Below are 25,407 nucleotides of genomic sequence, written 5' to 3'. Positions count from 1 at the left end.
CTCACGGAGATCCTGAAGATGCCTAGGTACAATGATATGTTCGAGCTTTCCGTCGCAGATATGGACCTGATCGAAACCGCATTGCGAGATACGGCAGCGTCTTTGTCGCTTGGGGTGCTGGAGGAAGCCGAAGAAAACAGGACTGAACGCGAAGATAGGCTTCGCCAGGTTCACGAACTTCTGGGCAAGTTGCACGACCAGAAGGTGTTCTACCGCCCTAAAGACGGGGTCTACCTTGGAGGATAACGAAACCCGGTCCGAGGCACAGACCTACCTCAAAGTGAGGACGTATCAGCATCAGGAGTGTGGCAGTTTTCTGACCGATCGCTGCCAAAAGCTCCAACCGGTGCTCCAGCTACACCCTCCTGCGGCCAGCATTAAACAACTCTGCCTGTGTGTCATACATGCAGCCAAACCCGGTTCCGGGCCTTGGTTTTGCAACTAACAGCCTTAGTTCACTGCTTGAGGTCCTTCCCTTCCCGGCTTCCACAACATATAGTAGCTCACAACAACGTGTGGATAAACACGGCGGGACATGGGAATACAGGCATGGCACATATCATCGTAGTGGGGAACGAGAAGGGCGGCGCAGGCAAATCGACCGTCTCCATGCACGTGGCCACCGCGTTGGCGCGATTGGGGCACAAGGTCAGCACGCTGGATCTCGATCTACGGCAGCGCAGCCTTGGTCGGTATTTTGAGAACCGCGCCAATTTCCTGAAAAACTCGGGCCTGAGCCTGCCGAGCCCCCGCCACCACGACCTACCCGAAATTGATGCGACCAAGCTGAAACCGGGCGAGAATATCTATGACCATCGCCTGTCAGCCGCCGTGTCCGAATTGGAAAGCGACAGCGACTTTATCCTGATCGACTGCCCCGGGTCCCATACCCGTCTCAGCCAGGTGGCTCATTCGCTGGCGGACACGCTGATCACACCGCTTAACGACAGCTTTATTGATTTTGACCTGCTGGCGCGGATCGACTCAAAGGGCGAAAAAATACTTGGGCCCTCGGTATATTCAGAAATGGTTTGGAACGCACGCCAGTTGCGTGCGCAGGCGGGGCTGAAACCGATCGATTGGGTAGTGGTGCGCAACCGTGTCGGCACACAGCGTATGGTCAACAAGGAAAAGATGCAGCGCGCGATCGAGATGCTGTCGCAGCGCATCGGTTTCCGCGTGGCCTCGGGCTTTTCCGAACGGGTCATCTTCCGCGAGCTGTTCCCACGTGGCCTGACCCTGCTGGATCTCAAGGATATCGGCGTCAAGCAGTTGAACATCTCGAACATCGCTGCCCGGCAAGAGTTGCGCGACATGATGAAAGAATTGAACCTGCCGGGCGTGGAGATTGATTTTTAGGATCTTCTTGACCCGACATGCCCCTGCCCGGGCTGAGGGCCCCCCAGATCAGGTTGAAGGCACAGCCTGGCAACTGTCAGGAATACCAACTTTTATTGTCGGCCGTTATAGACCGTAAACAGCTCTTTCGGTTCCTGCACACCCCGAAGCATGTAACGCCCGACAGATACCAACTCCTGAGCGCACGGTTGGGCCGCGCGTGCCACGTCATCCGAGATCAGGATGCGCTGCCCCAGCGACCGGTGCATGCCGGCAATTCGCGCGGTCTGGTTTACTGCCGGGCCGATGACTGTGAAGTCCAACCGGGTTTCCGACCCGATATTGCCGTACAGAATTTCCCCCGCGTGCAAGGCAAGGGTAAAGCTGGCCACCGGCAGACCCGCGGCCTCACGCTGGGCATTCAGCGCCTCCATCCGCTGCTGCAGAACCGGCACCGACTTCAGCGCGGCGTGGGCGTCCTCATCAATGTCACCGACATCGAACATCGCCATTAGCCCGTCACCCATGAATTTCAGGATATTGCCGCCATTGTCATGCACGACACTGACAGCCACCGCCAGATAGTCGTTCAGCATGTCGATGATTTCGTTTCCCGGAAGGTCTTCTGACAGGCTGGTGAAACCTTCCAGATCAAAGTTCCACATCACGGCATCAATTTGTTGCAGCGAGCCGCGCCGGATTTCCCCCGACAATACCCGCCGCCCCGCGTCCCGGCCCAGATAGACCCTCATCAAGTCCTTTGACACCCGTGCACTGGCAGCGGATTTCAGCGCCAGCCCCAGATGCGGCAGTGCTGCATTGATAAGGTCCAGATCCGTATCCGCGAACCCATCGGGCGCATTAGACGTCCACGACATCAACACGCCGTCCACAGCCTTTTTTGCGGCTTTGGGTTCACTGTGTGTCGGGGCGTCAAAATTGACCCCAGTCGCGTAATAATCAGTCGCCCCGATCTGGCGCAGGTCGTTCAGCAGCGGAAAGCGGCTGGCCTCGTTTTGATCGATCAGACGTTCGCGGATGACCTCGATATCCTCGTTGAGGATTGCGTAAAGCGGGCTTTGCCGCCACTGTTCTATAGGCTCGTCAGAATACTCAAAAGACTCGGTTCTACCGCCCTGCCCCTGATACCAGCTAAACCCTGTGCCCCCATAAACCGGATGCAATGCGGATTGCGCTGCATGAAAACGCATCAGTGGCACACCCAAGTCCAACAATTTGTTGCAATACCCGTCCAGAAGCTCTTCTTTCGAGGCACCTTCCAGACCGCGTTCCACCAGCCAGTCACTTAGATCAATTGATTTTACCGTTCTGGCATTAGGGCTTGTCATGTTTTCTTTTCCAGTGTCCGCTCTGGGTGTCATCTGGGGACAGTATGCAGGAATTACCAGTCCCACCCCATGCGCGCCAGCTACCGCAAGCACGCCTTCATCGAATATGGAGCATCGGCACTCTTTCTACGTAAGCGACTTAGCCGCATCTTGGAATCAGAGACATTTTTTAAGAACAGAGAATTTCCACCGCATTTGATCCAGATCGTTTTCCGGCGGCTTTTTCGATGAAATTATAGGCAAAACCTCTGGCGAGAGGCTGCCAAGATCTTGCGCATTACCAGCGCCGGAAAATCAGGGGGGGGGAGCCGATGAACAAGATTTTCGAAGTCCCGGCTTATGCTTATGAACGCAGCCCAGATCAGGATTCGGCCAGTGCCGTACGCCACAAGGGAATCGTGATCGGCGCGGGTCCGATCGGGCTGGCCACGGCGATTGACCTTGCCCAACAAGGGGTCGAGGTCGTCGTTCTGGACGACAATGACAAGGTCAGTTTCGGCAGCCGCGCCATCTGTTTCTCGCAACGCACGCTGGATATCGCTGATCGTCTGGGCGCGGTACGGCCAATGGTGGACAAGGGTGTGCAATGGGATAAGGGCAAGATTTATTTCCACGACCGTCAGATTTATGAGTTCGATCTGCAACCGGATACCGGATATGCACATCCGGCTTTCATAAACCTGCAACAATACTATTTTGAGATGGCCCTTGTTGACCGAGTACGCGAATTACAGGCCAACGGCGCGTCGATCGAAATTCGTGGACGCAACAAGGTCGAAGCCATCGGCACGCATGACAGCCACGTCACGCTTGAGGTCGAAACACCCGAAGGTCCTTACAACATCGAGGCTGAATGGCTGATCGCCTGCGATGGGGCAAGCTCGCCCACACGGCGGATGCTTGGGTTGGATTTCGAAGGGCAAATCTTCGAAGATAACTTCCTGATCGCGGATGTGGTGATGGAAGCCGATTTCCCCTCAGAGCGTCTGTTCTGGTTCGATCCGCCCTTCAATCGCGGTCAGTCGGCGTTGATGCAAAAACAACCCGACAATGTCTGGCGGATTGATCTTCAATTGGGCTGGGATATTGACAGGGAACGCGAAAAACGGCCCGAGAATGTCATTCCTCGCCTCAAGGCAATGCTGGGCGACGACGTAGATTTTGAGTTGGAGTGGGTTTCGATCTACACTTTCCAGTGCCGCAGGATGGAGCGGTTCCGCCAAGGGCGTGTGCTGTTTGCAGGCGACAGCGCCCATCAGGTCAGCCCGTTCGGGGCGCTGGGGGCAAACTCCGGCATGCAGGACGCTGACAACCTGTGTTGGAAACTGAAGCTGGTTATTGATGGCAAAGCGCCCGAACTGCTGCTGGACAGCTACAGCCTTGAACGGACGCAGGCCGCAGATGAGAACATCACGAAATCCAGCCAGTCCACGAGTTTCATCACTCCGAAATCCGAAATGTCCCGGCTGCTTCGCGACGCGGTTCTTGACCTTAGTGCGCGGCATCAGTTCGCCAGGCCTCTGGTCAATTCCGGACGGTTGAGCACACCGTGTACCTACCACCGGTCGTCCCTGAATTCAGCGGATGCACTGAACGGGCCAGAATTCACACGACCCGGTTCAGCCTGCCCTGATGCGCCTTTGGGTGACGAATTCCTTTTGCCGAAACTGGCGGGCAAGTTCACCTTGCTGACGATTGACGCCGACGCGCCTGAACGAATCGAGGAAGACGGTGTCGAAGCCACGCGGCTTGCCCTTTCGGTCAAAGATGACGTGACACTGGATCTCAAGCGGCGGTATCTGGGCGACGCTACCAGCGCGGTCTATCTGATACGGCCTGATCAGCATGTCGCCGCGCGTCGCGATACATATGAAGAAAACGCATTTCGGCAGGCCATTCGTCGGGCCACCGGTAAGGAGTAGGCGATATGGCTGAACTGACCCTCATCCCAAATCTCGACGATGCCGATGGGTTTTATGCCCGCCTGCTGGCGGCCCATGACGGGTTGGAGAAATCAGACAGCGATGCGTTGAACGCGCGCCTTGTGTTTGTGCTTGCCAACCATATCGGCGACGCGGACGTTCTGGATCAGGCAATAAAACTGGCAACGCTTCGCGACGCATAGCCCGGTTGTCTTGATCTAACTCGCGAACCCTGCGGTTTTTTCTGATTGGAGGGTCCAGTACCGGAAATCGCAGGAGTATTTTGCGTGGAATAGCTGTAGGATAAGCGAAGATCATGCAGAACGGTTTGATGAGGTCGCCATGCCCGAGATCACTGGCTATCACGCCCATGTCTATTTTGACGCAGACACAGTTGATCTGGCGCGACAGGTGTGTGCCGAGGCCGCGCGCCTGTTCCCTGTTGAGATGGGCCGTGTGCACGAACGCAATGTCGGTCCGCATCCGCGCTGGAGCTGTCAATTGGCCTTTGCGCCCGATGCCTTGGATCAGGTCCTGCCCTGGCTGATGTTAAACCGGCGTGGGCTGACGATTTTCACCCACCCCGAGACCGGCGAACACCTTGAAGATCACCGGGACCGGGCCGTTTGGATGGGTGAGATGCTGGAGCTGAACCTGTCAATATTTGACAAGATGGGCGCCTAAGTCAGCGCCCGAGCCTGATCTCGCAGAACGAATTTCTGAATCTTGCCTGTCGATGTTTTGGGTAATGCCCCGAACACAACCGTTTTCGGGGCTTTGAAATGGGCCATGTTGTCCCGGCAAAAGGCAATCAACTCGGATTCGGTCACAGTCGCCTCTGGCTTGAGCTCAACAAAGGCACACGGGGTTTCGCCCCACTTGTCGTCTGGGCGCGCCACGACCGCGGCCTCCATCACGGCCGGATGTTTGTAAAGGACGTCTTCAACCTCCACGGATGAGATATTTTCGCCACCCGAAATGATGATGTCCTTGGACCGGTCTTTAAGCGCGATATAACCATCGGGATACATCACCCCCAGGTCGCCGGACGCAAACCACCCGCCCTTGAATGCCTTGTCCGTCGCGTCCGGGTTTTTCAGGTAACCCTTCATGACGACGTTGCCCTGCATGAAAATCTCACCCATGGTTTCGCCATCCGCAGGCACGGGCTCCATCGTCTCGGGGTCTGCCACCATCAGACCGGACAGCGCGGAATAAGGAACCCCCTGCCGGACTTTCAGCGCGGCACGCTCTTTCGCGTCCTTAGTGTTCCACTCGTCCTTCCAGGCGCAAACCACAGAGGGTCCATAGGTTTCGGTCAGGCCATATACATGGGTCACTTCGACCCCCATCGCCTCCATCGCTTCAATCACGGCAGCGGGCGGCGGAGCACCGGCTGTCATCACCTTAATCTGATGGTCGAAGTCTTTCAGGTGGTCCGGTGCATGGGCCAGCATGTTCAGCACAATCGGCGCGCCGCAGAAATGAGTTACCTTTTCATCGCGGAACGCAGCATAAATCGGCTCGGCCCGCACCGCGCGCAAACAGACTGAGACACCCGCATTGGCCGCCATCGCCCAGGGAAAACACCAGCCGTTGCAGTGGAACATCGGCAGTGTCCACAAATAGACGGCGTGTTTGGGCATGTCCCAGTCCAACAGATCGGACTGAGCGTTCAGCGCTGCCCCACGATGATGATAGACCACGCCCTTTGGGTTGCCCGTGGTGCCCGAGGTGTAGTTCAGCGTGATCGCGTCCCATTCATCTTGGGGCAAAGACCATGCGAAATCCGGATCGCCCTCTGCCAGCAGCGCATCATAGGTCAGGCTGCCCAGCTTTTCGCCCCCCTCAAAGCTGGAATCTTCGATGTCGATCACCAAAAGGTCGTGATCAACCTCTTTCAGCGCCTCTTTCACAACGCCCGAAAACTCGGGATCGACCATCAAAACCTTGGATTCCGCGTGTTTCAGGATAAAGGCGATAATCGGCGCGTCCAACCGCGTGTTGATCGCGTTCAGAACCGCCCCGGCCATTGGGATGCCAAAATGGGCCTCATACAGTTCAGGGATGTTTGCGGCGATGATCGACACCGTATCACCTCGCCCGATACCCCGCGCCGCCAATGCGCCGGCTAGTCGCCGACACCGGGTATAGGTTTCCGCCCAGCTATAGCGGCGATCCCCGTATACGACCGAAGGGTAATCCGGATACACCTGCGCCGTTCGCTCAATAAAGCTCAGCGGTGTCAAAGGCGTATAGTTTGCGCGGCATTTATCCAGATGACGCTCGTATATCTGCGTGGCTCCCATCCGCCGATCCTCCCAACTCGTGCTGTGCGCGACTTGATCATAAAGATGCGCGGGTGACAAATCCGTATTAATACGGCGCAGGGATGGACTGGTCATACGGGATGATGCAATCTGGCCCTATCTCCGGCAGGCCATTCGCGGTGATCTGTGCCATCGAAAACACCTGCCGGTTCGGGCATGAACCCGCATTCCGCGCACCGCATTTGACTGAAAGGACATGTCATGGACGGCACGTTCAACGAAAACGATCTTTCCCGCGTGGTCGAAGCCGACCGCGCCCACGTCTGGCACCACCTGATCCAGCATAAACCTTTTGAAACCAATGATCCCCGCATCATTGTCGAAGGCAAGGGCATGCGTGTCTGGGACCAGAAGGGCAAAGAGCATCTGGACGCCGTATCTGGCGGGGTTTGGACTGTGAACGTGGGCTATGGCCGCGAATCGATCTGCAAGGCGGTCTATGACCAGTTGATGAAGCTGTGCTATTTCGCCAATTCCGCGGGCTCGATACCGGGATCTATCTTTGCCGAGATGCTGATCGAAAAAATGCCGGGGATGAGCCGCGTCTACTATACGAACTCGGGGTCCGAGGCCAACGAGAAGGCGTTCAAGATGGTTCGTCAGATCGCACACAAGCGGTATGGCGGTAAAAAGACCAAGATTCTGTACCGTGACCGCGATTATCATGGGTCGACCTTGGCCGCCATGTCGGCAGGCGGTCAGGATGAGCGCAACGCACAATACGGACCGTTCGCGCCAGACTTTGCGCGCGTGCCCCATTGCATGGAGTACCGCAAGCACGAGCTGGACGGTGCGCCCAAAGAAAACTTTGGTGAATGGGCCGCAGATCAGATCGAACAGGTCATCCTGCGCGAAGGTCCTGACACTGTCGGCGCCCTGTGTCTTGAGCCGGTCACAGCAGGCGGCGGTGTGATCGAAGCGCCCGAGGGCTATTGGCAGCGCGTGCAGGAGATCTGCAAGAAATACGATATCCTGCTGCATATTGATGAGGTCGTCTGTGGCGTGGGCCGCACCGGCACCTGGTTCGGCTATCAGCAGTATGGCGTCAAGCCGGACTTCGTGACCATGGCAAAAGGCGTTGCCTCAGGCTATGCGGCGATTGCATGCATGGTGACGACCGAAGAAGTCTTTGACATGTTCAAGGATGATGCGTCCGATCCGCTGAACTATTTCCGCGACATCTCGACCTTCGGCGGTTGCACCGCCGGTCCGGCCGCGGCGATCGAGAATATGCGCATTATTCAGGATGAGAACCTGCTGCAAAACTGCACCGATATGGGTAACCGAATGGTCGGCAACCTGCAGGCGCTGATGGAGAAACACAAGGTCATCGGCGACGTACGCGGCAAGGGCCTGTTCCTTGGGGCTGAACTGGTGATGGATCGTTCGACAAAAGAACCGGTGGACGAAAAGATGGCGCAGGCTGTTGTTGCCGACTGCATGGCGCAGGGTGTGATCATCGGAGCAACCAACCGATCGGTTCCCGGTAAAAATAACACGCTGTGCTTCTCACCCGCGCTGATCGCAACTGCGGATGACATCGACCAGATCACCGACGCAGTCGATGGCGCGCTTGGGCGTGTGTTTGGGTAGACCAATCGTCGGTTTGATCTAAGAAACCGGTGCCCACCGCGCCGGTTTCAGTTTTTGTGAGTATCCCTTTCGAGGAAAAGGCCAAGCCAGGTCGACTGCTATAGCTTGCGACCGGTGATAACGAAATGCGTTAGCGAAAAGAAAAAGTTCCCTTTCTTTGCCAACAAGCTTTGCTCTTCCGCCCACTCCATGGCTTCCCGGTCCGGAACAAACCCGTTGGTTTCGGCGAACTTTTTCATCAAAATTATCATCATATTGGCTAGCCCATCTGGCCGGAGCTGGGTATCGCAAATTGTTATTGGCGTTACGCTTTCTACGGTGAACCCGGCCTCACGTAGAATTGGGGGCAAGACTGCAGGCACTGCTCTTTCTACAAAATGATTGTCCCAAGCTCTTATCATTCGCTCCATCCTCGCGGGGTCCTGGCTGAACCACACGAGGCTACCGAAATGGATGTCGCCTATGACAAGCCGACCGCCTTGCTTTAGGCTACGATAAGCCTCTGCCACAGCGCCGGGAATATCCTCCAAATATTCATAAACCTGTACTGATACAGCCTTATCAAACGCAGCGTCGTCCACAGGAAGTTGCCCGGCCTCACCGTCGATTATTTCGACCCAGTCATACGCGCGACAACGGCTTTTGGCCGAACGCCGCATGGGTTCACTGGGATCAATGCCCAGTATGCGACCAGTTGAACCTACCGCACGGGCAAGCTCAGCCGTCAAAAGGCCGTTTCCACATCCTATGTCCGCAATGACCTCTCCGGGTGCTGGTCTCAAGGCTTCGAATGATCCTTGGCGCCTCCGCGTGACGTCGGCACCTTCATATACGGTATCTAATAAACGAGTTGTCTCAGTATCAAATTCGAGCATGCCAACAACAAAGTACTAATTGATCAGTTTCGTACTTAGCATTTTTTAGCATGTATGTCTGCTTTGGGTTCCAAACCACAATTTTCGAATTTGCCAAAAAAAGGCCGCCCCAAACGGGACGGCCCTTCTTTCACTGTCTCTCTGAAAGAGGATCAGGCAGCCAGGGCGGCCTGTGCTTTGGCGACGATCGCGCCGAACGCTTCCGGTTCGTGCACGGCCAGGTCAGCCAGAACTTTGCGGTCTACTTCGATACCGGCCAGGTTCAGGCCGTTGATGAAGCGGGAATATGTCAGAGCCTCGTCATGGCTACGCACAGCTGCGTTGATCCGCTGGATCCACAGTGCGCGGAAATTGCGCTTGCGGTTCTTGCGGTCACGAGTTGCGTATTGGTTGGCCTTGTCGACGGCCTGTGTTGCAACTTTGAAGTTGCTCTTACGGCGACCATAATAGCCTTTTGCGGCTTTGATGATCTTCTTGTGACGGGCGTGAGTTACGGTTCCACCTTTAACGCGGGACATCTCTTAATCTCCTCTTAGCGGTCGTAGGGCATGTAGCCCTTGACGATCTTTGCGTCGGGGGCGGACAGTGTGGTGTTGCCACGGGCGTCGCGGATGAATTTCTTGGTCCGCTTGATCATGCCGTGCCGTTTGCCGGCTTGGCCAGCAAGGACCTTACCGGTTGCAGTCACCTTAAAGCGCTTCTTGGCGCTCGACTTTGTCTTCATCTTAGGCATTTCCGTCTCCTTTCAGGGTTCGGTACAAAACGCGACTCGGCATGCCATCTCGGCCGGTCACGCGATCAGATGCGCCGTTTACGCAAGTTCGTTCATACTGGCAAGGGGGTTTCGACCGGAATCTGCGCTTTTCGTACAGCGGTTGGGCGCCGGGGCAACCGCAGCTGCCCCGGTAGATTATTCTAGTGGCTGAATTTGCGGATCTCGCCGCTTTTCAGCCGCCCTGCATAGCTGGCCAGCTCTTGCCGCACCACTTTCATCAGGAAGTAAAGCGCAAAGACGTTCACAACCGCCATCGCAAAGATCGCCGCATCCGAGAAGTCGATGACCGGGCCAAGGTTGGCCGCCGCACCAATAACCACGAAGACGCAGAAGATGACCTTGAACACCAGTTCGGTAGTGTGACCTTCGCCAAACAGGTAGGTCCAGGCCTTCAGCCCATAGTAGGACCAACTGATCATGGTCGAAAATGCAAACAGAACGACCGCGACCGCCAGCACATAGGGGAACCAGCCAAAGGCGCTGGCAAAGGCGGCAGAGGTCAGACTAACACCCGAGTTACCATCGACGGTGGCAATCGCGTTGCCTGCTTCGTTCAGCATGTAATTGCCGGTTTCCGGATCAACGATCAGCTGTTGCGTAATGATGATCACCAGTGCGGTCATGGTACAGATCACCACCGTGTCAATGAACGGTTCAAGCAAGGATACGAACCCTTCGGTGATCGGCTCTTTGGTCCGAACGGCAGAGTGTGCAATAGCTGCTGAGCCAACGCCCGCCTCGTTCGAAAACGCCGCACGACGGAAGCCCTGGATCAGTGCGCCGACCATGCCGCCAGCAACTCCCAAACCTGTGAAGGCACCTGCGAAGATTTGACCGAATGCCCAACCGATCTGATCGGCGTGCATGATGATGATCACCAACGCGGCCAGCACATACATGATGCCCATGAACGGCACGACTTTCTCAGTCACACGCGCGATGGACTTCAGCCCGCCGACGATCACTGCAAAGACGATACCGGCAAAGATCAGACCCGTGATCCAGCCGGGAAAATCTCCAACAATGCCCGCAATCTGCTGGTGCGCCTGATTGGCCTGGAACATATTGCCGCCGCCCAGCGCGCCAAGGATACAGAAGATCGAGAACAGGACGGCCAGAATCTTGCCGCCTGGCAAGCCCAGCTCATTAAAGCCTTTGGACATATAATACATCGGTCCGCCCGAAACGGTGCCGTCTTCGTATTCGTTGCGATATTTCACGCCCAACGTGCATTCGGTGAATTTCGACGCCATGCCCAGCAGGCCCGCGACGATCATCCAAAAGGTGGCACCTGGTCCACCAATGCCGACAGCCACTGCCACACCAGCAATATTGCCAAGGCCAACAGTGCCCGACAGCGCCGTGGCAAGGGCTTGGAAATGGCTAACCTCTCCGGCGTCATTTGGATCGGAATAATCGCCTTTTACAAGGCTGATGGCGTGACCGAAAAAGCGGAACTGTACAAAAGCGAAATACAGCGAAAACACGGTTGCCGCGACGACCAGCCACCCAACGATCCAGGGAAAGCCGGTGCCCGGAAACGGGGCGAAGATAAAGCTGACAAACGGGCCGGTGAAATCGGCGAAGGCCTGATTGATCCTATCGTCCAGACCCGTCGCGTCTTGCGCGAGCACGGGGCTGGCGAACATGGACGCGATGGCAGCAAGGCTCAGATTGCGAAACATAGTCATTCTTGTCCCTCCCCTTAATTCACGACTGTGACGGGTACATCAGCGTGCATCACCAGATTCTGGGTTGAACTGCCAAACAGACGTTTCTTGAAACCGTCTGCAGAGGCGCGCCCAACGACGATCTGGTTGCCGCCATTTTCCACCGTGATTGCATTCAGCGTCTCGGCGACGTCGCCATGACGTACAATGCCATGAGCCGTGAAACCGGCGGCGTTCAATGCGTCCACCGCAGGGGTGACGATGCGCGTTGTAGCCAGTTCGATTTCTTCTTCGCGCCGCTTGTGCCGCTGCGCGTTTTCTTCGGGTGTCTGGAAAGTGAATGGGGACCATTCAATCACATAAACCACAAGCAACTCACATGAGCTGATGCGCCCGGCCAAATCCTTGGCAAATGCGATTGCGCGTTCCCCGGTTTCTGTCCCGTCCAGTCCAATGACAATCTTGGTTGTCATGACGTTCCTCCGTTTTTGTAGATTATACCGGAGCCCGCACTCCGGCGGGGCAGCCGGAACCTGGAACTTGTTGAGTAGACTGCCCCTACGGCGCCAGTATCGGGGAAAAACGCCAAAAAATAGAGGTAAATCTGAATAATTCACCCACTAACATCATAATTTATTGATATTACTGTTTTTATTATGCCTAAATTTTAATCTCAGCCAAGATTCAAGAAACCAAACTGACCCGGCTCAACCCGGATCAGTGTTATAGATCAGGCGCTCATCGCATGGCGCGATGCGTAGAATATTGGTCGTTCCGGGAACGTTGAACGGCACACCGGCTGTGACCACGATCTGGTCGGTCTCGGCCGCGAAACCACCGGAACGGGCGGCGCGGGCAGCATTTACCACGGCGCCTTTGAAACGCTCAAGCTCGGGCGTCATCACGCAATGGCACCCCCAGCTTAAACACAGACGCCGCGCGGTTCCGGTGGCGGGCGTCATTGCAATGATCGGCACACCGGGCCTTTCCCGCGCAGTCAACAGCGCCGTGGTGCCGCTTTGGGTAAAGCAGCAAATCGCCTTGATGTCGGTCTTTTCCGCGATCTCGCGCGCCGCTGCCACAATGCCGTCTGCGATCGTTGTCCCCTGTGCCGTCCGCGACGCCGCGATGATCTGCGTGTAGGTCGGATCAGCCTCGACCTCGATCGCGACCTTATTCATGGTTTGCACGGCCTCAATCGGATAGGCACCGGCCGCAGACTCGGCGCTGAGCATGATGGCGTCGGTGCCCTCGTAAATGGCGGTCGCCACGTCCGAAACCTCGGCCCGTGTCGGCATCGGGCTTTCGATCATGCTTTCCAGCATCTGAGTGGCCACGATAACGGGCTTGGCGGCACTTCTGCATTTGCGGACCAGGCGTTTCTGGATCGGAGGCACGGCAGAAACCGGCAACTCAACCCCCAGATCGCCCCGCGCAACCATGATCCCGTCCGATGCGTCAAGGATGTCGTCAAACGCTTCGACCGCTGCTGGCTTTTCGATCTTGGACAAGATCGAGGCGCGGCCATCAGCCAGCGCGCGGGCCTCAAAAACATCCTTGGCGCGCTGAACGAAGCTAAGCGCCAGCCAGTCAACACCCAGTTGGCAGACAAACTCCAGATCGTCGCGGTCCTTGGCCGATAGCGCCGCTAAGGGCAGTACGACATCAGGAACATTCACACCTTTGCGGTTCGAAATCGTTCCGCCGACCTCGACCGTGCAGCTGGCGAAGTCATGGCCGCAGTCCTGAACAATCAGGCGGATTTTCCCGTCGTTAACCAACAGACGCGCGCCCGGCTCCAGCGCTGCAAAAATCTCGGGGTGCGGCAAACACACACGACCCGCGTCACCCGGCGCCGGATCAAGGTCGAGGCGGAAAACAGCGCCCTCTTCCAATTCTTCCGCGTCATTTGCAAAAACACCCACTCGCAGTTTCGGCCCCTGAAGGTCCGCCAGAATCGCAATTGGGCTGTCGAGGTCCTTTTCCACCTGCCGAATGATCCGATGCCGTTCACGAATCTCATCGTGGCTACCGTGGCTCATGTTCAGGCGAAACACATCGGCACCTGCCTCGTGCAGGGCGCGAATGGTGTCATAGTCATTGGACGCCGGTCCCAGCGTCGCCACGATTTTTACATTTCTCAGGCGTCGCATTGGCGGTGCACTCCTTGGGTGTTTTCTTGATTTTGCAAAATTGTTACCGCAAACATTTCTTCCTGCCGCTTATTGCGCAATTCCATTTTCGAAGCAACTGCCCTAAACCTGCGACAAACAAGATGACAGGCTTATGACGTATTCTCCGTTTTTTATCCATGGGGCTGATCGCCCTTCGCGTTGGCTCATCACCTGCGACCACGCTACCAACACGGTGCCACCCGAAGTCAATGGCGGAGACCTTGGCCTGCCACGCGAGGATATGGAGCGCCACATTGCCTATGACGTGGGTGCGTATGAAGTGTCAAAGCATCTGGGCGAGATTTTGAATGCGCCTGTGATCGCAGCCAATTTTTCGCGCCTTGTGATTGATCCGAACCGGGGTGAGGACGACCCGACCCTTTTGATGAAGCTCTATGACGGCTCGATCATCCCCGGCAATCGCCATGCCGATGCGGTTGAGCGTGAACGGCGTCTGAACATGTATTACCGCCCCTACCACGCGGAATTGGAGCGTATGGCAGGTCTGCCGCACGCGGTGATCGTTTCAATGCATTCATTCACCCGCCAATTGCGCGGCCGCGACCCACGGCCTTGGCATGTTGGGGTTTTGCACACCCGGGACGAACGGTTCTCGCGCCCTTTGGTCAACCGACTAAAGGCTGAACCCGATCTGTGCGTAGGCGTCAACGAACCCTATACAGGCGTTCTGCCCGGGGATGCCATTGATCGGCACTGCACCGCCCACGGGCGGCCAAACGCCTTGATCGAACTGCGAAATGATCTGATCGCCGACCACACGCAACAACGCGCTTGGGCTGAACGGCTTGCTGTTATCCTGCAAGACGCCTTGGCGGATAGCGGTCTATAAGCCGAGGTGCCGCCAAGGCCGAAACCGTTGAGATTCAGGTCTGGGCTCCCCAGATATCAAAAGAAAGGAGGCGACGATGACACAAGAATTACTGACCTCTTTCTTTGGTTGGATGGCCGTGCTCAACATCGCTGTTCTGCTGTTTAGCACAGTAATGATTTTACTGATGCGGGACTGGATCGCAGATGTTCACGGCAGGATGTTCCAGATGGAGCGTTCAGATGTAAGACGAACGTATTTCCGATATCTTGCCACCTATAAAATCCTGACCCTGATCTTCTGCATCGTGCCTTGGCTGGCCTTGAGGCTTGCCTAACGTGCTGATTATTGAAACATCGCCTCCGGACCGCTAGGTCAGGTGCAGACCCTAGCAAAATCACCCGGAGCCAGCCCATGGACAAGCAAACCGAAATCGAACTTCAGGCCGCCGCGTTCCGCCGGTTGCAAAAGCACCTGATGGAAGATCGTACCGACGTGCAGAATATCGACATGATGAATCTGGCTGGGTTCTGCCGCAACTGCCTGTCGCGCTGGTATCAGGAAGCCGCTAATGAAAAAGGCATCGAGATGGGCAAAGAAGAAGCGCGCGAAATTTTCTATGGCATGACCATGGATGACTGGAAAGCCAATTACCAAACGGATGTCAGCCCGGAAAAGCAAGCCGCCTTCAAGGTTGCATTTGAAGAGAATGTCGGGAAAGCCGACTGAAGCCCCAGAAGGAAAAAGGCCCGCTGATCCGCGGGCCTGTTCTTTAGATCGCCGCCTTGCGGCTTTCATCCAAATAGATTTCGCGCAGCCGTTTGGCAATCGGGCCGGGCGCACCGTCACCCAGCGTGACACCGTCAATTTCAATTACAGGCATGACAAAGGCGCTGGCAGAGGTGGTAAAGGCCTCATCGGCCTCTTTGGCTTCGTCGATGGTGAACAGGCGTTCTTCGATTTCCATCTGCGCTTCGGCTGCCATGCGCAGCACAGCCTTACGCGTAATGCCGTGCAGGATGTCGTTTGACAGCGGGCGGGTAACGATCTTTCCGTTCTTGACGAAATACGCATTGTTGCTGGTGCCTTCGGTGACATAGCCGTCTTCGATCATCCACGCGTCGTCACACCCTGCGGCTTTAGCCATCATCTTGCCTAGCGAGGGGTACAGCAACTGCGTTGTCTTGATATCCCGGCGGCCCCAGCGGATATCGTCGATCGAGATGATCTTGGCACCCGTTCTTGATGCCGCGCTGTCGGCCAGACCCGGCTTGTTCTGAGTGAACAGAACCATCGTTGGTTTGGTGTCCGCAGGTGGGAACACGAAATCCCGGTCGCCGTCGCTGCCGCGGGTGACCTGTAAATAGATAAGACCCTCGTCGATACCGTTCAGTTCCACCAGCTTACGGTGAACCTCTAGCAGTTCATCCTTGCTGCAGGGTTCGGCCATCTGAAGCTCATTCAATGAACGCTTCAGTCGCACTGCATGCCCGTCGAAGTCGATCAGTTTGCCATCCAGAACGCTGGTGACCTCGTAAACGGCATCGGCCATCAGGAAACCGCGGTCGAAGATCGAAACTTTTGCCTCGGTCTCGGGCAGGTATTCGCCATTCACGTAAACGGTGCGGGTCATGTATGTCTCCTCAACCCCAGAGCGCCGCACTTGGCGGATGCACTCCGGCGTCATCAAAAATCAGCGGGGTGTCGCGGTCTTCGGCCAACAGAAGCGGGCCGTCAAGGTCCGTTACCATCGCACCCTGCGCCAACAATGTCGCAGGGGCCATGGCCAGAGAACTGCCAACCATGCATCCGACCATTACTTTATAGCCCTCGGCCAATGCCTGACTGCGCAGGGCCAGCGCCTCGGTCAAGCCGCCAGTCTTGTCGAGCTTGATGTTAACCACATCATATTTGCCCTTCAAAGCGGGCAAGCTTGCCCGGTCGTGGCAGGATTCGTCGGCGCAGACAGGCACAGGGCGATCCATCCCGATCAACGCGTCATCTTCCCCTGCGGGCAAAGGTTGCTCGACCAGTTCGACACCCAGCCGCAAAAGATGGGGCGCAAGATCGGCGTAAACCTCTGCCGACCAGCCTTCATTGGCGTCTATAATGATCTTGGCGCCGGGGGCACCTGTCCGGACAGCTTCGAGCCGTGGCATGTCGTCTGGTGTGCCCAGCTTGATCTTTAGCACGGGGCGATCCGCATTTGCTGCGGCCTGAGCCTGCATCGCCTCGGGCGTGTCCAGCGACAGGGTGTATGCAGTAATCTCCGGGCCGGGCACCGGTAGACCAGCCAGTTCCCACACCCGCTTACCCGCGCGTTTGCATTCCAGATCCCACAACGCACAATCCACGGCATTCCTGGCGGCACCGGCGGGCAGAAGGTCCATCAGCGATTGGCGGGTGAATTCTTCGGGCAAACCTGCGATCTCGGCCTCGACAGACCCGAGCGTTTCATCGTAGCGCGCATAGGGAACACATTCACCCCACCCCTGATGCGCACCACTTGAGACTCGCACGGTCAGCACCTTCGCTTCGGTCCGCGACCCGCGCGAGATCGTAAAGACCTGCGCCAGCCGGAACACATCACGCGTGACGTCAATCTTCACACAACCGCTCCTTCATCATTCCCTAAAAAGACCGCCAGACACATGTCGGGCAGGGCCTTTTCATCACATCGCAGCCAGCGCGTCGACCAGTTTGCCCGCACCGAAGCGGAATGGATCGGTCGCAGGCAGACCCATGTCGGCTTCCAGCTTGGCCAGATAGGCGGTCGCATCCTCGTCGCTCATGTGCTGAGTGTTAACCGAGATGCCGACGACCTGACAGTCCGGGTTGGCGACTTTCGCCAACTCTAGCGCGGTGTCACGCAGCGCCTCCAGCGACGGCAGTTGATAGGTCGGCAGGCCGCGCATGTGCTCTCGCGTCGGCTCATGACACAGGATCAGCGCATCTGGCTGACCGCCATGAACCAGCGCCATGGTCACGCCCGAAAACGACACGTGGAACAACGAACCCTGCCCTTCGATCAGGTCCCAGTGGTCGTCGTCATTGTCCGGTGTCAGCCACTCGATCGAGCCAGCCATAAAATCCGCGATCACAGCATCCAGCGGGACACCGTCGCCGGTGATCAGGATGCCGGTCTGACCAGTGGCACGGAACGTGGATTTCATGCCGCGCTTGCGCATCTCGGCATCCATCGCCATTGCCGTGTACATCTTGCCGACCGAGCAATCGGTGCCGACGCCAAGGCAACGCTTGCCCTTGCGCTTGATGCCGTTTGCAATCGGATAGTCCACTTCGGGCACGCGTACATCATGCAGCTTGCGACCGGTCGCCTCGGCCACGGCAACCAGATCGGGCTCATCGCGCAGCAGGTTGTGCAAGCCCGAGGCCAGATCGAAGCCCTCCTCCAGCGCCATCACCAGAACCTTTTTCCATTCCTGGCTGATGACCCCGCCACGATTGGCCACACCTATAACCAGGGTCTTTGCCCCGGCCTCTTTCGCTTCGGTCAACGACATGTCCGTCAGACCCAGATCAGCCTTGCAGCCGTCCATCCGGTATTGACCCACGGCATTTTCGGGACGCCAGTCTTTGATGCCAATTGCCACTTTGGCCGCCAATTGGTCGGGCGCATCGCCTAAAAACAGCAGGTACGGTGTCTCGATCATCGCGGTTTGCTCCTTTGTTTCCATCGCAACCTATGGGACATACCCGACGAGTGTTTCGCGTTTTCCTCTGGCATCTCCGGGTCATGCGGGAAAATTTTGCGTCAGATTTGAGTCTTTTGAAATTTTCTCTCAAGTTTTCAGAGCGATTAATCTTTAATCACCAGCCAAACACTCACTTCGCCGCAAATGCTGCAATTGCATTGCCGCACCTGCATATAGGCGCTTGCGCATGGTCGCGCAATTTAATACCTCAATGAGTGACAAAATTGTAATTTCATGTCTCGGAAGAGGTCCAGATGAGTTTTCGCCTTCAACCCGCCGCACCTGCGCGCCCCAACCGTTGTCAGTTGTTCGGGCCGGGATCCAACACCAAGCTGTTTCCGAAAATGGCAGCATCGGCTGCGGATGTGATCAACCTGGACCTTGAGGATTCGGTCGCCCCTTCGGACAAGGACATCGCCCGCGCCAACGTGATCGAGGCACTGAACAGCGTCGATTGGGGCACAAAATACATGTCGGTGCGGATCAACGGCCTCGACACGCCTTATTGGTACCGGGATGTGGTGGACCTGCTGGAACAGGCTGGTGACCGTCTGGATCAGATCATGATACCCAAGGTCGGCTGCGCGGCGGATGTTTACGCGGTTGACGCGCTGGTCACTGCGATCGAGCGCGCCAAAGGTCGGACCAAGCCGATCAGCTTCGAGGTTATCATTGAATCCGCCGCCGGTATCGCCCATGTCGAGGAAATCGCGGCCTCGTCCCCCCGAATGCAGGCGATGAGTCTCGGTGCGGCTGATTTTGCGGCTTCGATGGGGATGCAGACCACCGGGATCGGCGGAACGCAAGAGAACTACTACATGCTGCGCGAAGGTGAAAAACACTGGTCCGACCCATGGCACTGGGCGCAAGCCGCCATCGTCGCCGCTTGCCGGACCCATGGCGTGTTGCCGGTCGACGGGCCGTTCGGCGATTTTTCGGATGATGAGGGCTATATCGCCCAGGCCAAGCGTTCGGCCACGTTGGGCATGGTCGGCAAGTGGGCGATCCACCCCAAACAGATCGCCTTGGCCAATCAGGTTTTCACTCCATCGGACGAGGCCGTATCCGAAGCGCGCGAAATTCTCGCTGCAATGGAACAGGCCAAGGCCAATGGTGAAGGTGCCACCGTCTACAAAGGTCGTCTAGTCGATATCGCGTCGATCAAACAAGCCGAGGTGATCGTCGCACAGGCCGAACTGATTGCTGCAAATGGATAAAAAAAGGCGCCCTGCGGGGCGCCTTGCTGCTAACGCCCGAAGACGTTGTTTGGTGTCCAGGTGAACCGTTCACCTTTCTTGCCCGACTTCATCATCAGGCAGGATGTTCCAAGCTTTTGAAAATAGTATATTTTCAAAGGGTACCATCCGGCCTGCGGCACCTCGACCTCGGTTCTTTGGTTGGCTTCGCATCCCTGAATGCCCCGGACAAGGCCAATCTGCTGGCCACCAACCCACGCCTCGATCCCGTCATTCGACCAGGTTTCAATTTCATAGACTCCGGGGGAGTCGAACTTCATGTAACCGGTAATCTCGGCCGCGACATTGTAGGGGTCAGTGAAGGTCAGGACCGGCTCACCCTTGTTGGTGTCCCTGTAGTCCAACCCAATAAGCGGTTGCCCCGGCTTAGCGTCAGACAGAAGGCTTTTTGCCTGGCTTAGATCGCGGATTTTTCGCTGCGTTCCCTTGCCAATGTACTTCACATCCAACCCGGCCTTTGGGTTAGGCTGCGGATTGGCAGGCTGCAGTTTAAGCGGCGCGGAAAAAACTGCCCCGGCCAATAACGAAATGGCTGCGGCAATCACTGCGGTCCTAACAAATGTCATGGTCACCTCCCTGTGTGTGGCGTCGGTGGGGTTTGTCCTTTTTCGCGAGCCCGTTGAGATGACAGTAAGACCTGAGGATTTCACCCGCAAGTCGGTTAAAGGCGACATTTCCAACCTTCAGGCCCGCATATCCTTGGGCGATCCCATCACCACGTAAGATGTGATCGAAGTCACATGCGGCAGCGTACCCAGCACGTCAGTATGGAACGTTTTATAAGCGGGAAGATCGGCACACTCCACGCGCAACAGATATTCAATCGTTCCGGTTATATTGTGGCATTCGACGACTTCCGGCGCACGCTGCAACGCGCGTTCGAACCCCTCCTGCGCAGCCTTGGTATGCTCCCCCAGACCGACGCCGATGTAAGCCACAAACCCCACGCCCAGCGCGGCCGGGTTCAGCACCGCGCGATACCCTGCGATAACGCCTGTACGCTCAAGCTCCTGCACCCGGCGCAAACAGGCTGACGGCGACAGGCCCACACGATCCGCAAGTTCAAGGTTGCTGATACGCCCATCCCGCGTAAGTTCACGCAATATTCGTTTGTTTATCGGATCCATCTTCGTCATTAATTGCAAGATTATCGCAATCATGCACTAAAACGCAATTTCATTTGGCCAAACAGCGGTAAGTATCCGCACCATGACCTATGATATCCTACTGGCCCTAATCGCCTTTGCTTTTGTCTCTTCGATAACACCGGGGCCGAACAACCTGATGCTGATGGCGTCAGGTGCCAATTTCGGATTCCGTCGGACCATCCCGCATATGCTGGGTATCGGGCTGGGGTTCAGCTTTATGGTATTGCTGGTCGGCACTGGATTGGCGCAAATGTTCGACCGGTATCCGGTAAGTTACACAGTGCTGAAGGTCGTATCGGTCGTCTACCTGCTGTATCTGGCATGGAAAATTGCGCATGCGGCCCCCGTAAGGGGCGCGAATACAACAGGCAACCCCATGACCTTTCTGCAAGCTGCTGCGTTTCAGTGGGTGAACCCCAAGGCATGGGCAATGGCGCTGACGGCCACCACGGCCTATACGCCGGATCACACGCTGCAGGCTATTCTTGTTGTGGCCTTGGTTTTTGGCGCGGTGAACCTGCCGTCGGTCAGCACATGGACTGTGCTTGGGCAACAGATGGCGCGGGTCCTGACAAACCCGCGCCGGTTGGTGGCTTTCAATTGGACAATGGCCGCCTTGCTTGTCGCCTCGCTCTACCCCGTTGTATTGCCGAACTGAATTACGCCAAGGGTGGGCAGAATTTGGTCCGATAGCTGTTTGCCGCTGGCATCTCATCCTTCTCTTTGCGCAATCGTGGTCGTATATTCCACGCGCACAAATCTTGCTGAGTTGCATCCCGGGCGACGTCAGGTCATATAGCAGGGTAATTCCGCGTTAAGAGGCGTCATGACCCAGTATCTGGATTTCGAGAAACCCCTGGCCGAGATCGAAGGCAAGGCCGAGGAGTTGCGCGCGTTGGCCCGTGCCAACGAAGAAATGGATGTGTCCGAAGAGGCTGCGGCCCTGGATGCCAAAGCTGCCAAGCTGCTGGACGAGCTTTACGGCGATCTGACTCCGTGGCGGAAATGCCAGGTGGCGCGCCACCCGGAACGCCCCCACTGCAAGGATTATGTCGAGGCGCTGTTTACCGAGTTCACGCCCCTTGCGGGCGATCGGAACTTCGCCGACGATCTGGCAGTGATCGGCGGCTTGGCCCGGTTCAATGACCAACCTGTCATGGTCATCGGACACGAGAAAGGGTCAGACACGAAATCGCGCATCGAACGGAATTTCGGCATGGCCCGACCCGAAGGCTATCGCAAAGCCGTACGCCTTATGGAGATGGCCGGGCGTTTTGGCCTGCCCGTGATCACCCTGATCGACACGGCAGGTGCCTATCCCGGCAAAGGTGCTGAGGAACGCGGCCAGTCAGAGGCCATCGCACGCTCGACCGAGATGTGCCTGAAGATCGGTGTGCCTTTGGTATCAGTCATCATCGGCGAAGGCGGTTCAGGCGGGGCTGTGGCCTTTGCCACAGCGAACCGTGTCGCGATGCTGGAACACTCGGTCTACTCTGTGATTTCGCCCGAAGGCTGCGCATCGATCCTGTGGAAGGATGCAGAGAAAATGCGCGAGGCCGCCGAGGCGCTGCGCCTGACAGCGCAAGACCTGCACAAGCTGGGTGTTTGTGACCTTATCATCAAGGAACCAAAGGGCGGCGCCCATCGTGATCGCCCCGCCACTATGGACTCTGTCCGAGACGCAGTTACCCGGATGCTGAAAGAGTTGGACGGCAAAGACGCGGCGGCCCTGATCAAGGACCGCCGACAAAAGTTTCTGGATATCGGCTCAAAAGGGCTGGCGGCGTAACCCGTCAGCCGCCCAAACTGCGCAACAACGCGACCGAAGGTTCGCCAGTCACCGGAAGACCGGAGGCACGTTGATAGGCGCTGATGGCCGATTTGGTGTTGTTACCAATCACCCCGTCTGCACCCTGCGTGTCATAGCCAGCCGAAGTCAGGCGGCGCTGAAGGTCCTTACGATCTTCTAGCGTCAGACCCGTCGCATCCGGTCCGAACGAGGCTTGAAACGGCGGGCCACCGGCGATGCGGTCAGACAGATGTCCGACGCCTATCGCGTAGCTGTCCGAATTGTTGTAGCGCTTTATCACCTGGAAATTACGGAACACTGCAATGCGTGGCCCGGGCTTCTGTGGTTGCAACACTGCGGCAGGCGTGCCCGAAACCGTACCAACCTCGCCCCCCCAGGGCTGTCCGCGCACCCAACCCGCGCGGGACAGATAGGCGGCGGTCGAGGCCAGCGAATCTGTCGGGTCCTCAGACCAGATGTCGCGCCGCCCGTCACCGGTGAAATCCACGGCATAGGCCAGATAGGATGTCGGAATGAACTGCGTGTGCCCCATCGCCCCGGCCCAGCTACCGGTCATGTTCGCGGGGGTGGTGTCTCCGTCCTGAATGATCTTCAGGGCAGCCACCAACTGCTTTTCGAAAAACGCACCGCGCCGCCCATCATAAGCCAGCGTCGAAACTGCCGATACCACAGGCACATCCCCGCGCCGGGCGCCATACCGGCTTTCCAAACCCCATACGGCTACGATCACCTCTTTGTCGACGCCGTATTTCGCCTCGATCTGCGATAGGGTTCCGGCATGCCGCACCAGCATTTGTTTGCCGGTCTCGATCCGCTCATCCGAGGCCGCGATGGCCAGGTAATCCTCAAGCGATCGTTTGAATTCGACCTGATTGCGGTCCCGCTCGATCACATCGGGCAAATAACCAGCGCCCCGAAAGGCGGTGTTGATCGTTGTTTGCGAGATCCCCTGCGCCGCGGCCCGGCCCTTGAACCCGGCCACCCAAGCGTCCCATCCGGCGTTGGGAACGGCCTGCATCCGCGTGGCTGGTGTATTGGTTGAGCTTCCGGTGGAACAGGCGGCCAACAGGGTCGACCCAAGTCCCAAAGAAAAAATCCGTCGATTGATCATGGCTGAAATCTGCTCTTGTTTTGATTTGGTACAGCGTAACTCAGACCCGGCCTTCAAACCAGAACCACGACGCCAAACAGACGCAATCTCAGAGCTTCGGCAACAAGCCGCCTAGCTGACCAGCAAGCGCAGGCCCTGGGTCACGTCCGAACGGACCGCCAGACGCAATCCGGGCTCATCCCCGGCCTGAAGGGCGGCGATGATCAGCTTGTGGTTATGCGGCGGTTCGGTACGCCGCAACCGGCCGTAAAGAGCGCGCATCGTGGGGCCAAGTTGCAGCCAGACAGTTTCCGCAATCGCCAACATCGCTGGGGCTTGCGCCCGCAGATAAAGCGTGCGGTGAAACTCCAGATTGCTGCGGATATAGCCGACGGCATCCCGTTTGGTGACCATCTCAGCCACGGTTACGTTGATGCTTTGCAGGCGATCGATCAAAGCCATATGCGCCCGTGGCAGGGCACGGCTGGCCAGTTCGACCTCAAGCAGCGCGCGCAGGGCGGCAAGTTCTTCGATCCGGTCATTGGTCAACTCGGGCGTCGAAACACGGCCCGAGGAGGACAGGAACAGAGCCCCTTCGGCGGCCAACCGACGCACAGTCTCACGCGCCGGGGTCATCGACACGCCGAATTCCTTGCCGATCCCACGCAGCGTCAACGCCTGCCCCGGTGCAATCTCACCATGCATGATACGCGCGCGCAGGGTGCGATACACGCGGTCATGTGTGGCGGTCTGGGATTCAGAAGTGCGCGTGGTCAACATCCGCTTATGTGATCACAAATGACGGCAGGGTCAACTCATGACCGCGTCGAATCTGTATTGATGCAGCTTTGCCCCGTTGTCGCGCAACCATCGCCGCTGGGTGCTGTAGTCGCCGAAAAGCCGCTCGACCTGCGCCCAGAATGCGGGTGAATGATTCATCTCAATCAAGTGCGCGACCTCGTGCGCCGCCACGTAGTGCAGGATCTCGGACGGTGCCAGGATCAGACGCCATGAGAACATCAGCCCCCCGGCTGAGCTGCAAGACCCCCAGCGCGATCGCGTATCGCGGATGGTCAGGCCAGAGTAGGACCGGCCCAGCATTGCCGCATAGTCATCGCAGGCCCCGGTTAGACGATCCCGCGCCAATTCCTTGAGAAAACGCGCCAGACGCCGCGCTTCCGCGCCTTTCGGAACCGCAATCTCGTCGCCTTGCAGTTGGACACGTCGTCCCTGTGCGGGAACGATTCGTCGCTCCAGACCCTCAATGGGGATGGTTTGACCGAACTGAACCACAGCCGGGTCGGGTCGGTCGTCCAAATGTCTGCGTATCCACTCTTCTTTCGTGCGCGCAAAACTCAACGCTTCTGACTCAGGAACGCCTTGCGGATAGGTCAGCGTAACCCGCCCGTCCAATTGGGAAATCCGAAGGCTGATCCGCCGCGCTCGCGCCGATTTACGCAGCGTCAGCGGCACCGGAGGCGTTCCCGGCAATGCGTGATCTCCCATATGCCTGTTTCTCCTGCTCAAAGGCT

28 protein-coding genes are annotated in these 25,407 nt (G+C 57.2%); 12 read left to right on the top strand and 16 right to left on the bottom strand.

Annotated elements, in window-relative coordinates:
* Positions 1-18: 18 nt before the first annotated feature.
* The gene (locus LCM21_RS17565) at positions 19-246 is read left to right on the top strand and encodes a hypothetical protein (RefSeq protein ID WP_224891762.1); all 228 of its coding nucleotides are present in this window, start codon (positions 19-21) and stop codon (positions 244-246) included.
* A 303-nt stretch (positions 247-549) separates the two neighbouring features.
* Positions 550-1,359, top strand: a complete 810-nt coding sequence (locus tag LCM21_RS17560) for a division plane positioning ATPase MipZ (protein ID WP_224891761.1) — start codon at positions 550-552, stop codon at positions 1,357-1,359.
* Positions 1,360-1,451: 92 nt separating this feature from the next.
* On the opposite strand, the gene LCM21_RS17555 is transcribed toward LCM21_RS17560, so the two are convergent.
* Positions 1,452-2,687, bottom strand: a complete 1,236-nt coding sequence (locus LCM21_RS17555; RefSeq protein WP_224891759.1) for an adenylate/guanylate cyclase domain-containing protein — start codon at positions 2,685-2,687, stop codon at positions 1,452-1,454.
* Between the two features lie 311 nt (positions 2,688-2,998).
* Between LCM21_RS17555 and LCM21_RS17550 the strand changes: the two genes are divergently transcribed.
* From LCM21_RS17550 to LCM21_RS17540, 3 genes are all read left to right on the top strand, one after another.
* Positions 2,999-4,609 carry an FAD-dependent oxidoreductase gene (locus LCM21_RS17550; RefSeq protein ID WP_224891758.1) on the top strand — a complete coding sequence of 537 codons (1,611 nt, stop codon included), beginning with the start codon at positions 2,999-3,001 and terminating at the stop codon, positions 4,607-4,609.
* 5 nt (positions 4,610-4,614) lie between these two features.
* Positions 4,615-4,812 (top strand): DUF2783 domain-containing protein, encoded by a 198-nt coding sequence (locus tag LCM21_RS17545; protein WP_068339226.1) that lies wholly within the window; start codon positions 4,615-4,617, stop codon positions 4,810-4,812.
* A 139-nt stretch (positions 4,813-4,951) separates the two neighbouring features.
* Positions 4,952-5,293 (top strand): DOPA 4,5-dioxygenase family protein, encoded by a 342-nt coding sequence (locus LCM21_RS17540; RefSeq protein WP_224891757.1) that lies wholly within the window; start codon positions 4,952-4,954, stop codon positions 5,291-5,293.
* Here the strand turns inward: LCM21_RS17540 and LCM21_RS17535 are convergent.
* On the bottom strand, positions 5,290-6,918 hold the full coding sequence (locus LCM21_RS17535; RefSeq protein WP_224891756.1) for an acyl-CoA synthetase: 1,629 nt from the start codon (positions 6,916-6,918) through the stop codon (positions 5,290-5,292). The genes LCM21_RS17540 and LCM21_RS17535 overlap by 4 nt on opposite strands.
* Before the next feature lie 222 nt (positions 6,919-7,140).
* On the opposite strand from LCM21_RS17535, the gene LCM21_RS17530 reads away from it, so the two are divergent.
* Positions 7,141-8,532 carry an aminotransferase family protein gene (locus tag LCM21_RS17530; RefSeq protein ID WP_224891755.1) on the top strand — a complete coding sequence of 464 codons (1,392 nt, stop codon included), beginning with the start codon at positions 7,141-7,143 and terminating at the stop codon, positions 8,530-8,532.
* Between the two features lie 98 nt (positions 8,533-8,630).
* Here LCM21_RS17530 and LCM21_RS17525 read toward each other — a convergent pair whose 3' ends face one another.
* The 6 genes from LCM21_RS17525 to pyk all read right to left on the bottom strand — a co-directional run bounded on the left by LCM21_RS17525 (position 8,631) and on the right by pyk (position 14,005).
* Entirely contained in the window at positions 8,631-9,314 is a 684-nt protein-coding gene (locus tag LCM21_RS17525) for a methyltransferase domain-containing protein (RefSeq protein WP_319003926.1), read from the bottom strand.
* Positions 9,315-9,559: 245 nt separating this feature from the next.
* Positions 9,560-9,925, bottom strand: coding sequence for a 50S ribosomal protein L20 (rplT, locus tag LCM21_RS17520; protein WP_039523695.1), 366 nt, complete (start codon positions 9,923-9,925; stop codon positions 9,560-9,562).
* A 14-nt stretch (positions 9,926-9,939) separates the two neighbouring features.
* Complete coding sequence (rpmI, locus tag LCM21_RS17515) at positions 9,940-10,140, bottom strand: 50S ribosomal protein L35 (protein WP_010443552.1); 201 nt, start codon at positions 10,138-10,140, stop codon at positions 9,940-9,942.
* Positions 10,141-10,322: 182 nt separating this feature from the next.
* Positions 10,323-11,873: an alanine/glycine:cation symporter family protein gene (locus LCM21_RS17510; protein ID WP_068339238.1), complete on the bottom strand. Its 1,551-nt coding sequence runs from the start codon at positions 11,871-11,873 to the stop codon at positions 10,323-10,325.
* Positions 11,874-11,887: 14 nt separating this feature from the next.
* Positions 11,888-12,325 (bottom strand): universal stress protein, encoded by a 438-nt coding sequence (locus tag LCM21_RS17505; protein ID WP_224891753.1) that lies wholly within the window; start codon positions 12,323-12,325, stop codon positions 11,888-11,890.
* Positions 12,326-12,559: 234 nt separating this feature from the next.
* Positions 12,560-14,005, bottom strand: a complete 1,446-nt coding sequence (gene pyk, locus LCM21_RS17500; RefSeq protein ID WP_224891752.1) for a pyruvate kinase — start codon at positions 14,003-14,005, stop codon at positions 12,560-12,562.
* Positions 14,006-14,138: 133 nt separating this feature from the next.
* On the opposite strand from pyk, the gene LCM21_RS17495 reads away from it, so the two are divergent.
* The 3 genes from LCM21_RS17495 (at position 14,139) to LCM21_RS17485 (ending at position 15,584) form a co-directional block, all read left to right on the top strand.
* On the top strand, positions 14,139-14,876 hold the full coding sequence (locus LCM21_RS17495; RefSeq protein WP_068339247.1) for an N-formylglutamate amidohydrolase: 738 nt from the start codon (positions 14,139-14,141) through the stop codon (positions 14,874-14,876).
* A 76-nt stretch (positions 14,877-14,952) separates the two neighbouring features.
* The gene (locus LCM21_RS17490; RefSeq protein ID WP_068339250.1) at positions 14,953-15,192 is read left to right on the top strand and encodes a DUF6868 family protein; all 240 of its coding nucleotides are present in this window, start codon (positions 14,953-14,955) and stop codon (positions 15,190-15,192) included.
* Positions 15,193-15,269: 77 nt separating this feature from the next.
* Positions 15,270-15,584, top strand: coding sequence for a DUF1244 domain-containing protein (locus LCM21_RS17485; RefSeq protein ID WP_224891751.1), 315 nt, complete (start codon positions 15,270-15,272; stop codon positions 15,582-15,584).
* 43 nt (positions 15,585-15,627) lie between these two features.
* On the opposite strand, the gene LCM21_RS17480 is transcribed toward LCM21_RS17485, so the two are convergent.
* From LCM21_RS17480 to dgcN, 3 genes are all read right to left on the bottom strand, one after another.
* Positions 15,628-16,488, bottom strand: coding sequence for a D-amino-acid transaminase (locus tag LCM21_RS17480; protein ID WP_224891750.1), 861 nt, complete (start codon positions 16,486-16,488; stop codon positions 15,628-15,630).
* Positions 16,489-16,498: 10 nt separating this feature from the next.
* Positions 16,499-17,464 carry an N-acetyl-D-Glu racemase DgcA gene (gene dgcA / locus LCM21_RS17475; protein ID WP_224891749.1) on the bottom strand — a complete coding sequence of 322 codons (966 nt, stop codon included), beginning with the start codon at positions 17,462-17,464 and terminating at the stop codon, positions 16,499-16,501.
* A 63-nt stretch (positions 17,465-17,527) separates the two neighbouring features.
* Positions 17,528-18,529 carry an N-acetyltransferase DgcN gene (gene dgcN, locus LCM21_RS17470; protein WP_224891748.1) on the bottom strand — a complete coding sequence of 334 codons (1,002 nt, stop codon included), beginning with the start codon at positions 18,527-18,529 and terminating at the stop codon, positions 17,528-17,530.
* Positions 18,530-18,825: 296 nt separating this feature from the next.
* Here dgcN and LCM21_RS17465 point away from each other — a divergent pair, with 296 nt between their 5' ends.
* Positions 18,826-19,788: an L-malyl-CoA/beta-methylmalyl-CoA lyase gene (locus LCM21_RS17465; protein WP_068339262.1), complete on the top strand. Its 963-nt coding sequence runs from the start codon at positions 18,826-18,828 to the stop codon at positions 19,786-19,788.
* 29 nt (positions 19,789-19,817) lie between these two features.
* Here LCM21_RS17465 and LCM21_RS17460 read toward each other — a convergent pair whose 3' ends face one another.
* Both LCM21_RS17460 and LCM21_RS17455 read right to left on the bottom strand, forming a co-directional pair.
* Entirely contained in the window at positions 19,818-20,393 is a 576-nt protein-coding gene (locus LCM21_RS17460; RefSeq protein WP_068339265.1) for a PA14 domain-containing protein, read from the bottom strand.
* Positions 20,394-20,510: 117 nt separating this feature from the next.
* Positions 20,511-20,963: an Lrp/AsnC family transcriptional regulator gene (locus LCM21_RS17455; RefSeq protein WP_224891747.1), complete on the bottom strand. Its 453-nt coding sequence runs from the start codon at positions 20,961-20,963 to the stop codon at positions 20,511-20,513.
* Positions 20,964-21,036: 73 nt separating this feature from the next.
* On the opposite strand from LCM21_RS17455, the gene LCM21_RS17450 reads away from it, so the two are divergent.
* Complete coding sequence (locus LCM21_RS17450; protein WP_068339268.1) at positions 21,037-21,633, top strand: LysE family translocator; 597 nt, start codon at positions 21,037-21,039, stop codon at positions 21,631-21,633.
* 168 nt (positions 21,634-21,801) lie between these two features.
* Positions 21,802-22,764: an acetyl-CoA carboxylase carboxyltransferase subunit alpha gene (locus LCM21_RS17445; protein ID WP_224891746.1), complete on the top strand. Its 963-nt coding sequence runs from the start codon at positions 21,802-21,804 to the stop codon at positions 22,762-22,764.
* A gap of 4 nt (positions 22,765-22,768) precedes the next feature.
* Here LCM21_RS17445 and LCM21_RS17440 read toward each other — a convergent pair whose 3' ends face one another.
* From LCM21_RS17440 to LCM21_RS17430, 3 genes are all read right to left on the bottom strand, one after another.
* On the bottom strand, positions 22,769-23,896 hold the full coding sequence (locus LCM21_RS17440) for a lytic murein transglycosylase (protein WP_224891745.1): 1,128 nt from the start codon (positions 23,894-23,896) through the stop codon (positions 22,769-22,771).
* Positions 23,897-24,007: 111 nt separating this feature from the next.
* Positions 24,008-24,655 carry a GntR family transcriptional regulator gene (locus LCM21_RS17435; RefSeq protein WP_068339278.1) on the bottom strand — a complete coding sequence of 216 codons (648 nt, stop codon included), beginning with the start codon at positions 24,653-24,655 and terminating at the stop codon, positions 24,008-24,010.
* Positions 24,656-24,685: 30 nt separating this feature from the next.
* Positions 24,686-25,381: a M48 family metallopeptidase gene (locus LCM21_RS17430; RefSeq protein WP_224891743.1), complete on the bottom strand. Its 696-nt coding sequence runs from the start codon at positions 25,379-25,381 to the stop codon at positions 24,686-24,688.
* Positions 25,382-25,407: the final 26 nt, after the last annotated feature.

The organism is Ruegeria profundi, from assembly GCF_020171505.1.
GTDB classification, from domain to species: domain Bacteria; phylum Pseudomonadota; class Alphaproteobacteria; order Rhodobacterales; family Rhodobacteraceae; genus Ruegeria; species Ruegeria profundi.
This window is presented reverse-complemented; position numbering and strand designations above follow the sequence as displayed.